This is a genomic window from Roseobacter sp. MED193 (genome assembly GCF_000152965.1).
Taxonomy (GTDB): domain Bacteria; phylum Pseudomonadota; class Alphaproteobacteria; order Rhodobacterales; family Rhodobacteraceae; genus Pseudophaeobacter.
In genome coordinates this window covers 402069-416018 of record NZ_CH902583.1, presented here as the reverse complement: position 1 = coordinate 416018, position 13950 = coordinate 402069, and the positions used below count along the sequence as shown (strand labels likewise).

Sequence of the window (13950 nt, the reverse complement as noted above, 5' to 3'; positions counted from 1 at the left end):
CAAGTCTGTGCTGGGATTTGTTTAGGTTCTGCCGGTTCCAGAGGCAATCACCTGTGGATGGCTGCTTAAAATTTAGGCATGTGGGTGGAGTTGTCCCCTTGCAGAGGGCGGTTTCATTGTCCAATACCGGGGGCTTCGGTTACAAAACACGCACTCGCACAAGGATTAGGCAGTTGTCCTTCACCCTCGGAACCACTTCATTGACCCCCCCTATCGCACTGGCCCCCATGGCTGGAATCACGGATCGCCCGTTCCGCGATCTGGTGCGGTCCTTTGGTGTTGGGCTTATGGTCAGTGAAATGGTGGCCAGTCAGGAGATGGTTCAGTCCAAGCCTGGTGTGCGCGAACGCGCCGAGTTGAGCGCCGATGTGGAAAACACCGCAGTGCAGCTTGCGGGACGCGAAGCCAGCTGGATGGCCGAGGCCGCGCGACAGGTCGCGGATCGTGGCGCACGCGTGATTGATATCAACATGGGCTGTCCCGCCAAGAAAGTGACCAACGGCTATTCTGGCTCTGCCCTGTTGAAAACGCCGGATCATGCCCTGTCGCTGATTGAGGCGGTGGTCGAGGCCGTGGATATTCCCGTGACCCTAAAAACCCGCTTGGGCTGGGATGACAATTGCCTGAACGCTGCCTCCGTTGCGGCCCGTGCCGAGGCGGCGGGCATTCAAATGGTCACGATCCACGGTCGCACGCGCTGTCAGTTTTACAAAGGCCGTGCGGATTGGTCCGCTATCCGTGCGGTTAAAGAGGCGGTGGGCCTTCCGGTTCTGGCCAATGGCGATATCGTTGACAGTGCAACGGCGACCAGTGCCCTGGAGCGCTCTGGTGCCGATGGGGTGATGATCGGCCGTGGCATCCAAGGCAAGCCCTGGCTCCTGGCACAGGTCGCCAGCGACCTTTGGGGCAGTGCGGCACCTGCCATTCCCGAAGGTGATGATCTTATCGACATGGTTTCAAAGCATTACGAGGCGATGTTGGGCTTTTATGGCGGCGATCTGGGCCTGCGCGTCGCCCGGAAGCATTTGGGCTGGTACATGGATCAGGCCCAGACGCCAGCCGCTTTGCGGCGCGCTATTTTGACCGAGAAATCCCCAACCGAGGTACTACGGCTCTTGCCTGATGCCTTGTCCTCTTCTCTACGAAAGGGAGCCGCATGATTTCGGACACCGCACTTTGGGCCTCGCTCCCGATTCCCGCCTTTCTGATCGGCCCTGACAACCGTATTCTGGATGCCAATTCTGCCGCCGAGGGATTTTTGAACACCTCCCGTCGGGGATTGCTGAACCAGCCGCTCTGGGAAAAGATCGCTATTGATGCCCCCATTGAGGCCTCGTTTGAGCGCGCCCGGACCCAAGGGACGCCTCTTTTCGTGAACGACATAGACGTGGGCTCGCGGGGGCGGGCACCGTTGCAATGTGGGGTTCAGGTCGCGCCTGTACAGGGCCAAGAGGGGGAGATGTTGTTGCTGCTTTCCCCGCGTGAGTTGGCGGCGCGGATGACGCAGAACCATTCTGCCAAATCAGCGGCGCAATCGGCTATAGGCATGGCTGAAATGCTGGCCCATGAAATCAAGAATCCGCTTGCTGGTATCACCGGAGCGGCCCAGCTCTTGAGCATGAACCTCACTGGGGAAGATGTTGAACTTACAGATCTAATTGTCAGCGAAAGCCGTCGTATCGTTAAGCTGCTTGATCAGGTGGAACAGTTCGGAAATTTGAGCGAACCCCAGTTCAAGCCGGTAAACCTCCATGACGTTCTGGACCGGGCGCGGCGCTCGGCTTTGCTCGGCTTTGGCGCCCATATGACCATTATCGAAGACTATGATCCCTCGCTGCCGCTGGCCTGGGGGGATGCCGATCAATTGCTTCAGGTGGTGTTAAACCTGCTCAAGAATGCTTCAGAGGCGGCCTCTCCAACGGGGGGCACCATCAGCATTCGCAGCTACTATGAGCATTCCTTTAGAATGCGCCGGAGTGACGGAACGGGCAAGCTGCTACCTCTGCAGATCGAGGTAATCGACGATGGCCCTGGCTTGCCAGACTCGATCCGTGACGATGTTTTTGATCCCTTTGTCTCTGGCCGTGAAAACGGCACAGGGCTTGGGCTCGCCTTGGTGAGCAAGATCATCGCTGAACACAATGGCTGGATCTCAGTTGACTCGGTGCCGGGACGCACCGTGTTCCGGCTTTCCTTGTCCCGAATACCAAAAGACGCAGAAACGCAGGAGATTTAACCCATGGACGGTACCGTTCTTGTCGCAGATGACGACCGCACTATTCGCACCGTGCTGACGCAGGCATTGACCCGGGCTGGGTGCCGGGTGCATGCAACCTCCTCGTTGACGACCCTCATGCGTTGGGTGGCTGAGGGAAAAGGCGATGTGGTGATTTCCGACGTGGTCATGCCTGATGGCAACGGTCTGGAGATGCTGCCAAAGATTGCGCAGGATCGGCCTGGCCTGCCGGTTATCGTGATTTCAGCGCAAAACACCATCATGACCGCGATTAAGGCCGCCGAGGCTGAAGCCTATGACTATTTGCCGAAACCTTTTGATCTGCCAGAACTGATGAAACGCACGGCCAAGGCCATGGCTGATGCGCGTAAGTCCCCCAGCAGTTCGAACGTGGTTGAGGAAGAACGCCCCGAAGATCTGCCGCTGGTGGGACGGACCGAGGTTATGCAGGCCCTGTACCGGTTGATAGCGCGGGTGATGAATACCGATATGCCGCTGATGATCACCGGCGAGAGCGGTACCGGAAAATCCCTCATTGCACGGGCAGTACATGATTTCTCCGATCGCAGAACCCTTCCTTTTGTCACTGCATCGGAAAGTGATCTTATGGCACTCGAGGGGCCTGCCCGGCTGCTCTCAGAGGTTAAGGGCGGAACTCTGTTGATTGATGAGTTGATCGATCTGCCAGATGAGGCACAGGCGCGGTTGGTTCGGATGATGGATTCTCCAGGAACCCATGCACCACGTATCATGGCGACCAGTCAAAAAGATCCGGCGACTGAAATGGAAAGTGGCGCGCTGCGTCAGGATCTGTACTACAGAATTTCCGGAACCGAGCTGCGGGTGCCGAGCCTGCGCGAGAGGGTCGAAGATATTTCTCTGTTGTCCGCACATTTCCTGATGAGGGCCGAAAATGACGGCGCACCTCATCGGCGGTTTAGCGAAGAGGCTACCGAGATGATGCGCCACTGCGCCTGGCCGGGCAATGTTCGGCAATTGGAAAACCTGGTGCGGCGCCTGGCGCTGACGGCCCATAGCGAGGAGATCACCAGATCAGAAGTCGCGGCCGCGCTTGGACCTCAGACTGAGGCTGGGCCGATTATTGGCGGAACTGTCAATGAGAAGCTCGCAGATTCGGTGGCGCGCCATTTGCAGCGGTATTTCGATCTGCATGGGGACATTCTGCCGCCTCCCGGGCTCTATGCGCGGATCTTGCGTGAAGTCGAAGCCCCCTTGATCGAGATTGCGCTGACTGCAACGGGCGGAAATCAGGCCAAATGCGCCGAGCTTTTGGGCATCAACCGAAATACCCTCAGAAAGAAAATTACAGATTTGGATATAGAGGTGACACGCCGCCGCAAACTGATGTAATATCGCCACATCACTGTGGTCATCGCCGTTGCTTTCTGGTGATAACCGCGAGATATGGCGGTTGGCTGGGATGGCCACACATCAGAATGAGGGTGTTACGTGGCTCAAAAGTCACTACTTTGGACCGGGCAGAGCCCCTTGATGGCTTTGGACCGCTGGCGCAAAACGCGCCAGGCCCGCAATATTGGCACGCTGGGAATGGTCCTTTTGGGGCCGCTTCTGGCACTGCTGACCTTCCTGATTTTTGGTCCGCTCGGCCATGGCGCCTCTTCCAGACCGCTGCGCGTGATTCTGCTCGCCGATATGGTTTACATCATGGCCATCGCTGCCTTGGTGCTTACCCAGATCGTGCGTTTGTTTGCGGCGCGCCGCTCTAAATCGGCGGGATCTCGCCTACATTTGCGGCTGATTGGCGCCTTTGGCTTTTTGGCGCTGGGGCCAACCGTGATCGTTGCTGTTTTTGCGGTGCTTACCGTGAATGTCGGGCTTGAGGGGTGGTTTTCCCAACGGGTGCATCAGGTGATCGGCAGCTCGCTTGCTGCGGCTGAAGCGTATCAAGAAGAGCAACGTCGGGATATAACCACTGATGCCCAGGCCTTGTCACGGTTCTTGGATCAGAGCCGCAGCCGCAGCTACTATATCAACGATGCCGAATTGCGGCAGGTCCTGACACAGGGGCAATTGCAGATCCAGCGCGGGCTGCGTGAGGCCTATGTCATTGACGGCACAGGCCGTATTCGCGCCCGCGGTGAGCGCTCCTATGAATTTGATTTTGAACGTCCCAGCGCCGATGATCTTGCAAAGGCCAGCTCAGAAGGGCTGAGTATCATCCAGGATTGGGACAACAACGAGTTTCGCGCTCTTGTCCGGCTGGAGGCATTTGTTGATCGGTTCTTGTACATAAGCCGCGATGTCGATGGGGCACTGTTGAACCTGTTGGACGAGACCAAAGAAACCGCGCTGCTGTATCAACAGCTTGAAAAAGAACGCGGTCGGGTTCTGTTTGAATTTGGCATTCTGTACATCGGCTTTGCACTGATCCTCATTTTGGCGGCGATGTGGCTGGGGATCTGGTTTGCGGAACGTTTGTCGCGCCCGGTTGGTCGGCTGACCGTTGCGGCGCAGCGGGTGGGGGGCGGTGACTTGAATGTCCGCGTCCCCGAAGAACACGGCGGTGATGAGATCTCACAATTAGGCCATTACTTCAACCAGATGACCCGCGAGTTGCGGGCGCAAAGAGCGACCTTGTTGGAGAACACCAATCAGATTGAACGGCGTCGGCGCCTGTTTGATTCTGTTTTGTCCTCGGTCACGTCGGGCGTTGTTGGTCTGGATGATGAGGGGAGAATTACCTTTGTGAACCGCTCGGCAGAACGGCTTTTGGATTGGCATGAGGATCAGCAGACACTGGCGCTTTCGGTTGCGATCCCTGAGTTCGGGCCGCTGTTTGAGACATTGGTCACAAGCGGTGGTGAGGCAGAGCAGGGAGAAATCAAAGTGACCCGCCAGGGTCGATTGGAAAACCTGCTGGTGCGCATGTCGTTGCGCCGCGGTGATGATGGCAAGCTTGAGGGCTACGTTGTGGCCTTTGATGATGTGACCGACCTGGTGAGCGCCCAACGGATGGCGGCCTGGGGTGACGTGGCACGGCGGATCGCCCACGAGATCAAAAACCCACTCACCCCCATCCAGTTAAGTGCGGAGCGGATTAAACGCAAATTCGCCCCAATGCTGGGAGAGGAAAACAGTGACAAGTTGCAATCCATGACCGACGTGATTGTCCGTCAGACAAATGATCTACGCCGGATCGTCAATGAGTTTTCCAAATTTGCGCGTATGCCTGAACCTGAACGGCATGAGGAGGATCTGGTTGCACTGGTGCGAGATGCCGTGACCCTGCAACAGACTGGCCAACCAGAGGTCGCCATTTCAGCGCAGCTGCCGCAAGAGCCGTTTTGGGCGGATCTGGACTCAACCATGATTGGCCAGGCCCTGACCAATCTTATCAAGAATGCAGGTGAGGCGATCGAGACGCTTACAGCAAAACAACCCGATACCCCGGTGGAGCCGCAGATACGTATCTCGCTCCACATGGCGCAGACAGGTGGCTATGAGATTACCATTGCCGACAATGGGATTGGTTTACCGGAGGACCGCGCTCGGTTGTTTGAACCCTATGTAACGACGCGGAACGAGGGCACCGGACTGGGGCTCCCGATCGTGAAAAAGATTATCGAAGAACATGGTGGTGTTCTCTCGCTTGAGGACGCACCAATTTTTGAAGGGCACCAGCATTGTGGTGCTATGGCCGTTATACGTCTGCCCGCAGCTGCCAGCGCGGCGCAGAGGAACCGGAATACAGTGAAAGCAGGTCTGACATGAGTGACATTTTGATTGTTGACGATGAACGTGACATTCGCGAGTTGATTTCTGACATCCTGGAGGATGAAGGATATGCGACACGCAAGGCCGGGAATTCCGAAGACTGCATGGCGCAGCTAAACCAGGAACTGCCCTCATTGCTCATTCTCGACATCTGGCTCAAAGACAGTCAGATGGATGGAATTGACATCCTCAAAACCGTGAAACGGGACAACCCCGAGGTGCCGGTGGTGATCATCTCTGGACACGGGAATATTGAAATCGCTGTGGCTGCGATCAAACAAGGCGCTTATGACTTCATTGAAAAGCCCTTTAACATTGACCAGTTAATGGTGGTTATCCGCCGCGCTATGGAAGCGTCACAACTGCGCCGCGAAAACACTGATCTGCGGCGGAAGGAAACCGGTAGCTCCGAAATGGTGGGATCTTCAGCCGCTTTTCGTGGGTTGGTTGGCCAACTGGATAAGGTCACAAAATCCAATGGCCGGGTGATGCTCAGTGGTCCGGCTGGCAGCGGTAAAGAGATCGCAGCGCGTTATATCCATCTGAATTCTGCGCGTTCTTCTGCACCCTTTGTCACGGTGAGCTGTGCCGGAATTGAGCCTGACCGCATGGAAGAAGTGCTGTTCGGCCGCGAAAGCTCTGAGCGCGGTGTCGAACCTGGCTTGCTGGAACAGGCCCATGGCGGTGTGATTTTCTTTGATGAAGTTGCAGACATGCCGCTGGGCACTCAGTCAAAGATTTTGCGGGTATTGGTGGATCAACAGTTCCAACGTGTTGGAGGCAATGACAAAGTGCGCGTAGATTTGCGCGTGATCTCGGCCACCAACAAGGATCTTGAGGCGGAGATCAATGCAGACCGGTTCCGCCAGGAGCTTTATCACCGCCTGAATGTGGTGCCGATCAATGTGCCCTCACTGGCGGATCGGCGCGAGGATATCCCGCAATTGGCGGAGTATTTTATCGCTCAGTTCAATGAAAGCCAGGGATTGCCGCTGCGTGCCTTGGCGGATGAGGCTGTCGCGTTGATGCAAACCATGACCTGGCCAGGCAACGTGCGCCAGCTCAAGAACATGGTGGAGCGGGTATTGATCCTTGGCGATGGCACCGGGCCGATTGAGGCAAAGGACTTGCCGCGTGAAGAGGACAAGGTCGTGGAAGAGGGCCGGGTGGTGCTGTCTGGTGCCCTAGCAACCCTGCCATTGCGCGAGGCGCGCGAAGCTTTCGAGCGAGAGTATCTGCTGACGCAGATCAACCGATTTGGTGGCAATATCAGTCGGACAGCTTCCTTTGTCGGGATGGAACGTTCCGCCCTGCATCGTAAGTTGAAATCTCTGGGGGTTGTGACCTCCAATAAAACCGGGGCACGCATTGCCCATGTCGAAAAGGAAGAGGACATGGTCTGAGGCTTCAGACCATTGGCCCCTTGAGGCTCCAGGAGTTTGCTGTCGATTCTGATGGTGATTTTGGGAGACCCTATGTCACATCATGGCCCCCTAGCGGGGCCATTTTCATGCCCCGCCAAGCGTAGGCTTCCGCCCTCAGGGTGCCGCGTTCTAGAGAGGCGGGAGAATAACGGTATTGCCGTTGCTTTGCCGGACAGCGCAGGCCTCGGCCGGCAGCCCTCCGGCGCTCCGCGAGGATTTTGGTTGGGATTGCAGTAGGGCGATTTGCTCTTTGGTACAGCGCGGAAGTTCCAGGCGACGATAGCCTTTTTGCGTCATGCAGTTCTGCACTAGTTGGCGACGCAACCCCTGGTTCACATCCACCGTGTAGGTGCCGCCATCGACCCAGTAACCGGGGCTGGTCCAACAGTTGCCAGCGCTATTGCAATGGCTTCTGCCCGGATAATAGACGGGCGGGCGTTGGCGGATTTGATTGGCGACAGGCGCCTCTTTCAGGGCTTTGACCTCGCAGGTCAGCGTATCGCTGTTGGTTCGGGTTTGGTCGCTGCCTGTCTTGTAATAGACCGGCAGCGGGCCGCAGGCGGCAAGCCCCAGAAAGACAAGTGAAAATGCGCAGGCGATGTGAGTTTTCATCATAGTGCAAGGGTGCCGTATAAGGAGAGGCGTTACAATTGATTTGACCCCCCTGATGGCTTCTGGCATTCAAATCTGGCGAAATGTCGCCCAATAATCGCGGCCAGGGGACTGTGGCATGAAAGTTATTATCTGTGGTGCAGGCCAGGTTGGCTGGCAGATTGCGCGCCATCTCTCTGCGGAACAAAACGATGTCACTGTCGTTGACAACAACCCAGAACTGGTGCGCCGTGCGACGGATACATTGGATGTGCAGGGGGTGGCGGGATTTGCGTCCTATCCGGATGTGTTGGACCGGGCAGGGGCGCGCGACGCTGATATGATCATTGCGGCCACCCACTCCGATGAAGTCAATATGGTCACCTGTCAGGTGGCCCATTCGGTCTTTTCGATCCAGCGCAAGATTGCACGGCTCAGAGCCCGCAGCTATCTGACCGCGATCTATTCCGATCTGTACCGCCGTGAACATTTGCCCATTGACGTGGTGATCAGCCCTGAACGCGAAGTGGCGGCTGCGGCGATGCAACGGCTGTCGGCGCCAGCGGCCTTTGACACCGAGATCTTCATGGAAGGGGGGGCCCAACTCCTGGGGATCCACATCGATGAAGATTGCCCCGTGGTGAATACCCCTCTGCGGCAGCTTACCGATTTGTTCTCGACCCTGCGGGCGATCGTTGTGGGGGTGCGCCGCGAAGGGTCACTGTTTGCGCCTGAACCGGGGGACCAGTTGTTTGTGGGCGACAGTTGCTACGTCTTTGCCCATGCAGATGATGTGAACCGCACCATAGAAGTCTTTGGCAAGGTTGAAAAACGTCAGGACCGAGTGGTGATTGTCGGTGGCGGAAACGTGGGGCTGGAAGTCGCCAAGGCGTTGGAGAGCGGGACCAGCCGAATCCGCGCCAAGATGATTGAGAAAAGCCGGAAATGTGCCGAACATGCGGCTGAGGCGCTGGAGCGCACCATTGTGCTCAATGGGGATGGCTTGGATCGCTCACTGATGATCGAGGCGGGGATTGATCGCGCAGATGCGATGCTGGCTGTGACCGATGATGACAAGACCAATATGCTGGCTGCCGTGCGGGCCAAGGCCGAGGGCTGCCCCTTTGTAATTGCGCTGATCAACGATCCAACCCTCTTGCCGTTGCTGTCGCCTTTGGGAATTGATGCTTTCATCAACCCCCGTGCCACCACCGTCAGCTCCATTCTGCGTCACATCCGCTATGGGCGGGTGCGTCAGGTCTATAGTATCGGCGATGCAGAAGCCGAGGTGATTGAGACCGAGGTTATGAGCACCTCGCCCATGGCCGGGAAGGCGATCCGCGATATTGACTTTCCAGAGGGCGTTCTGGTGGGGGCGGTACGAAAGGGCGGTGAAGTGCTGCGCCCAACCGGCGGGCTGAAAATCGAGACAGGCGATGTGATCGCGCTCTTTGCCATGGCAGATGATGTGCCCGAAGTGGAGCGTCTGATGCAGGTCTCCATCGACTATTTCTAGGATGGCACGCCGCAATAAGACACCCAACCGGCTTTTGCGTTTGCCGCTGTTTCTGTTGATCTGGAGCATTGCCTCTTTGGCCATGTGGATCCCAGCAACCCATGCGCTGATCCTGGATGATCATCCAACCTCGCGGGCGTTTTTCTATACGGGTATTCTGGGCCTGTTCCTGGTCACCCTTGCAGGGTTATCGCTGGGCAATCGAGTGCCGCGTTATGGCATGCCTGGGCAGTTGCTGTCGCTCTTGGCGACCTTTGTGATCCTGCCACTCTTTCTGGCGATTCCAGTGCAGGAGTCACTGCGCAACACAAGTTTTCTGAACGCTTATTTTGATATGGTCAGCGCTGTGACCACCACGGGCGCTGACATTTTTGCCGATCCTGGTAGGCTGCCGCCAAGTCTGCATCTGTGGCGCGCCATTGTGGCCTGGCTCGGCGGGCTGCTGATGTGGATCTCGGCTTCTGCGGTATTGGCACCGCTGTCCCTTGGTGGCTTTGAGGTGACAGCCCGAGGTGAGCCCGGCGGCGGGACCGCGACGCCTTCGCAAATACAAGATGCTGATCCCAAACGACGTTTGATCGAGATCGCGCGGACGCTTGGTCCGGTCTACGGTGGACTTACCCTCGCGCTATGGATTTTGCTGATGATCACCGGTGAGACCCCGCTGGTTGGGGCCAGCCACGCCATGTCGACCTTGTCAACCTCGGGGATTTCGGCGGTTGGCGGTGTCGATAAGGGCACCGGTGGAATTGGCGGCGAAATGGTGATGTTTCTGTTTATGTTCTTTGCCTTGTCCCGGCTGACCTTTTCCAATGACACAGTCACTGTGGGGTCGGGAAGGCTGGACAAGGACCCAGAGTTTCGAACCGGGATATTGATCCTCGTGGGGATGCCGGTTCTGTTGCTGTTTTGGCATTGGTTAGAGGCATTTGAGGTCGGGGCCCATTCCGAACCGCTACAGGCGCTTCGATCCCTTTGGGGGATGCTTTTTACGGTGATGTCCTTTTTGTCCACCACCGGTTTTGAAAGCGCTGACTGGGAGACCACGCGGGCATGGTCGGGGTTGCAGACGCCTGGAATGATCTTGCTGGGGCTTTCGGTGATTGGCGGCGGGGTGGCAACAACTGCGGGCGGGGTGAAACTGTTGCGGGTCTACGCGCTTTACTTAAATGGGATGCGCGAACTGGAACGCTTGGTGCATCCCTCTTCTGTGAGCGGCGAGGGCAGTGGCAATAAGCGCATTCAGAGGAATGGGGCCTTTGTTGCCTGGGTATTTTTCATGCTGTTTGCTTTGTCGCTTGCACTGATCTCAACTGCGCTTTCGGCTGTGGGCAGTGATTTTGAACAATCGCTGATTTTGGCCATTGCCTCGCTATCGACCACCGGTCCCTTGACTGAAATCGCTGGCAATAGCCCTATTGTGCTGACGGGGCTCGCGCCTGTGGCTAAACTAATCCTGTGCTTTGCAATGGTGCTGGGGCGGCTTGAAACCTTGGCGATCATTGCGCTTTTGTCGCCAAATTTCTGGCGCAGCTAGGCAATCGTGACTAACCTCTGGGTGGATGGAGCGTTTTTCGGCTGGAAACTGTCAAAATCTGCGTCCATAGTCGTAAATAATATGGTGTGTTGGTCCGCAACGTGCCGCAAGAACAAAGGCGAAAGAAAACAATATGGCTTCGGACAGACAGAATTTGCAGGATGCTTTCCTCAATCACGTTCGCAAAACCAAGGTTCCAGTAACAATTTTCCTGATTAACGGGGTCAAACTGCAGGGTGTTATCACCTGGTTTGACAATTTCTGTGTGCTGTTGCGCCGTGATGGCCAGTCACAACTGGTCTACAAACACGCGATCTCTACCATTATGCCGGCTCAGCCGATCAGCCTATACGAAGGCGAAGACGCCTCTTGATGGAGCACGACAGGATCCGCACCCGCGCCTGGGTGTTACATCCGGATATTAAATCTGACCAGGGGCGTCGCCCTGCTGAACCCGCTTTGGCGGAAGGTGTTGCCTTGGCCGAGGCGTTGCCTGATCTTGACGTGGTTGGCTCCACCGTTGTGCGCCTGCCTAAGGCCCATGCGGGGATGCTGTTTGGCTCGGGTAAAATCGAAGAGCTGAAAGACCTGCTGCACAGTAATGAGGTCGATCTTGTTTTGATTGATGGACCGGTCTCGCCGGTGCAGCAGCGCAATCTGGAAAAAGCCTGGAAGGTCAAAATTCTCGACCGTACCGGTCTGATCCTCGAGATCTTCTCAGATCGGGCCCGAACACGCGAGGGTGTTCTCCAGGTCGAAATGGCGGCGCTCAGCTATCAGCGGACCCGTCTGGTTCGGGCCTGGACCCATTTGGAGCGCCAGCGCGGGGGATTGGGATTTGTCGGCGGACCCGGCGAAACCCAGATCGAGGCGGACAGACGGGCGATTGATGATCAATTGGTCAACCTGCGCCGACAACTGGCCAAAGTGGTGAAGACGCGTAGCCTGCACCGGGCGGCGCGGGCAAAGATCCCGTTCCCGATTGTGGCGCTGGTGGGCTATACCAATGCCGGAAAATCGACGCTGTTCAATCGCTTGACTGGGGCCGAGGTGATGGCCAAGGATATGCTGTTTGCCACATTGGACCCTACCATGCGCCGGGTCGAGATGCCGGATGGCCCCGAGATTATTCTGTCTGATACGGTAGGCTTTATCTCGGATTTGCCCACTGAACTGGTTGCGGCTTTCCGGGCCACGCTGGAAGAAGTCTTGGCGGCGGATGTCATCCTGCATGTCCGCGATATCAGCCATGAAGACAGTCAAAACCAGGCCAATGATGTTGCCGCCATTTTGTCGACGCTGGGAGTCGATGAAACCAGGGCCCAGATTGAGGTTTGGAATAAGCTCGACCAGTTGCCCGAGGATGTCGCTGAGGCGCGTCGTCAGCGGGCTGCGCGCGAAGAAGGTATTCACGCAATTTCCGCGCTTACCGGTGAGGGAATCGAGGCGCTGCTGGATGATGTCGCGCTCAAACTGGAAGGCGTGCGCCACGTTGAAGAGTTCACGCTTTCCTTTGCACAGGGCAAGGAGCGGGCCTGGCTGTTTCAACAGGATGTTGTGACCAATGAAGAGCAGGGCGAAGAGGGATTTGCCCTGACCGTCCGTTGGACCGATAAGCAAAAGGCCCAGTTTAAAGCGCTGTAGTTGGCGCGACAGACTGGGGAAGAAACAAGCGCGGGGGCAACCTCGCGCTTGTTGTTTTATGCGGGTTAGGTGCCCTTTTTGCTGCTCTGGCGTGACAGCACCAAGGCGGTCACAAGCGGGCCGATGAGTTCGAAACCTGCGGTTGTTCCAATGGCCAGTGCAGTGATTTGATCGGCATAAGCCGGCAGTTGTTCAGAGGCGGCGAGAGCCATGCCGATCGCAACACCTGCCTGTGGCAGCATCGCTGCGCCATAAAGTCGGCTTTCCTGTTTTGGCGCCTGTGCCAGGTTGCCGCCAATCCAACCACCCAGCACACGCCCCAATATGCGGAACAGGGCATAGGCCAGGCCTGCACCACCAGCCAACAAAAGCGCCTTGGAGTCCAGGGAGGCGCCGGCCAGAACAAAGAAGATGATCAAGAAAGGCCATTCAATACTGCGGACCTCGGCAAAGGCCCGGCTGTTGTGGCGGGCGTGATTGACGATGACTGCTCCCACGGTCATGCCGGCGATCAGATAGGATAGATCCAGCATGAGCGACAAGCCTGCGGTAAGGAACACCAGTCCCAATCCCTCGATCCTGAGGGGTTCCCCCTCTGAGAACCGTCCAATGAGGATGGCACCAGGCCAACCGATTGCAACGCCCAAGGCAACAGATCCGCCAAGTTCATAAGTGGCAGTAAGCAGGGGGGAGACTGCCTGCGCGCTATCGCCAAACAGGCGCAGGGCAAGCATAGATAGGCTAAAGGCCAAGAGCCCCCAGGCATCGTCAATGGCCACCAAGCCCTTAAGCCGTTTGGTAAAGGCCGTGTCCTGTCCGGATTGATCAATCACATCATAAGTTGCCGCTGGATCGGTGGCTGTGGCGAGCGCGCCCAGTACCAGTGCAAGGGCCAAGGGCAGGCCAAAGCCCCAGAGCCCAATGGTAACCACTGCCTGGGTCATCAGAACAACTGATAGGGAAACGATAATTACGACCCGCCCATGGCCACGCAGGTTTTCCAACGAGAGCGAGCTCCCCAGCAAAACCGCGACAGCGCTGAGCGCGACTATTGCCACAACCGGGTAGAGTTCGGTAATCACGCTTGGCAGCAGGTCAAATCCGGCCTGGCCCACCATCAGGCCAAAGGCCAGCAAGAGCGTCACCCGCGGCAGGCGCAATTGCCGCCCGATCCGGTCTGCGGCCAATCCAACAAAAAATAACAGTCCCAGAACGATAAGCGGTGTGGCAAGCTCCTGCATGAGGG

Annotated in this window: 11 protein-coding genes; 9 read left to right on the top strand and 2 right to left on the bottom strand. The window is 57.0% G+C overall.

The genetic code is table 11. The features are described 5' to 3' along the window. The first annotated feature begins 173 nt into the window (after positions 1-173). The 5 genes from dusB (at position 174) to MED193_RS04435 (ending at position 7395) form a co-directional block, all read left to right on the top strand. The gene (gene dusB / locus MED193_RS04455; protein WP_039965886.1) at positions 174-1160 is read left to right on the top strand and encodes a tRNA dihydrouridine synthase DusB; all 987 of its coding nucleotides are present in this window, start codon (positions 174-176) and stop codon (positions 1158-1160) included. Then, positions 1157-2236 (top strand): nitrogen regulation protein NR(II), encoded by a 1080-nt coding sequence (locus tag MED193_RS04450; protein ID WP_009808449.1) that lies wholly within the window; start codon positions 1157-1159, stop codon positions 2234-2236. Before dusB ends, MED193_RS04450 begins: the two co-directional genes overlap by 4 nt. 3 nt (positions 2237-2239) lie before the next feature. Beyond that, on the top strand, positions 2240-3607 hold the full coding sequence (locus MED193_RS04445; RefSeq protein ID WP_009808448.1) for a response regulator: 1368 nt from the start codon (positions 2240-2242) through the stop codon (positions 3605-3607). Positions 3608-3748: 141 nt separating this feature from the next. After that, positions 3749-5989 (top strand): PAS domain-containing sensor histidine kinase, encoded by a 2241-nt coding sequence (locus tag MED193_RS04440; RefSeq protein ID WP_009808447.1) that lies wholly within the window; start codon positions 3749-3751, stop codon positions 5987-5989. Continuing rightward, on the top strand, positions 5986-7395 hold the full coding sequence (locus MED193_RS04435) for a sigma-54 dependent transcriptional regulator (protein ID WP_009808446.1): 1410 nt from the start codon (positions 5986-5988) through the stop codon (positions 7393-7395). Before MED193_RS04440 ends, MED193_RS04435 begins: the two co-directional genes overlap by 4 nt. 150 nt (positions 7396-7545) lie before the next feature. Here the strand turns inward: MED193_RS04435 and MED193_RS04430 are convergent, their stop codons facing one another. Further along, the gene (locus tag MED193_RS04430) at positions 7546-8028 is read right to left on the bottom strand and encodes a hypothetical protein (protein WP_039966640.1); all 483 of its coding nucleotides are present in this window, start codon (positions 8026-8028) and stop codon (positions 7546-7548) included. 118 nt (positions 8029-8146) lie between these two features. Between MED193_RS04430 and trkA the strand changes: the two genes are divergently transcribed. The 4 genes from trkA to hflX all read left to right on the top strand — a co-directional run bounded on the left by trkA (position 8147) and on the right by hflX (position 12704). Continuing rightward, a complete protein-coding gene (gene trkA, locus MED193_RS04425; protein WP_009808444.1) occupies positions 8147-9523 on the top strand; it encodes a Trk system potassium transporter TrkA in 1377 nt (458 codons plus the stop codon). A gap of 1 nt (position 9524) precedes the next feature. Continuing rightward, positions 9525-11060 (top strand): TrkH family potassium uptake protein, encoded by a 1536-nt coding sequence (locus tag MED193_RS04420; protein WP_009808443.1) that lies wholly within the window; start codon positions 9525-9527, stop codon positions 11058-11060. Positions 11061-11193: 133 nt separating this feature from the next. Beyond that, positions 11194-11433: an RNA chaperone Hfq gene (gene hfq / locus MED193_RS04415; protein ID WP_008204623.1), complete on the top strand. Its 240-nt coding sequence runs from the start codon at positions 11194-11196 to the stop codon at positions 11431-11433. Further along, on the top strand, positions 11433-12704 hold the full coding sequence (hflX, locus tag MED193_RS04410; protein WP_009808442.1) for a GTPase HflX: 1272 nt from the start codon (positions 11433-11435) through the stop codon (positions 12702-12704). Before hfq ends, hflX begins: the two co-directional genes overlap by 1 nt. A 65-nt stretch (positions 12705-12769) precedes the next feature. Here the strand turns inward: hflX and MED193_RS04405 are convergent, their stop codons facing one another. Further along, positions 12770-13945, bottom strand: a complete 1176-nt coding sequence (locus MED193_RS04405; RefSeq protein WP_009808441.1) for a cation:proton antiporter — start codon at positions 13943-13945, stop codon at positions 12770-12772. Positions 13946-13950: the final 5 nt, after the last annotated feature.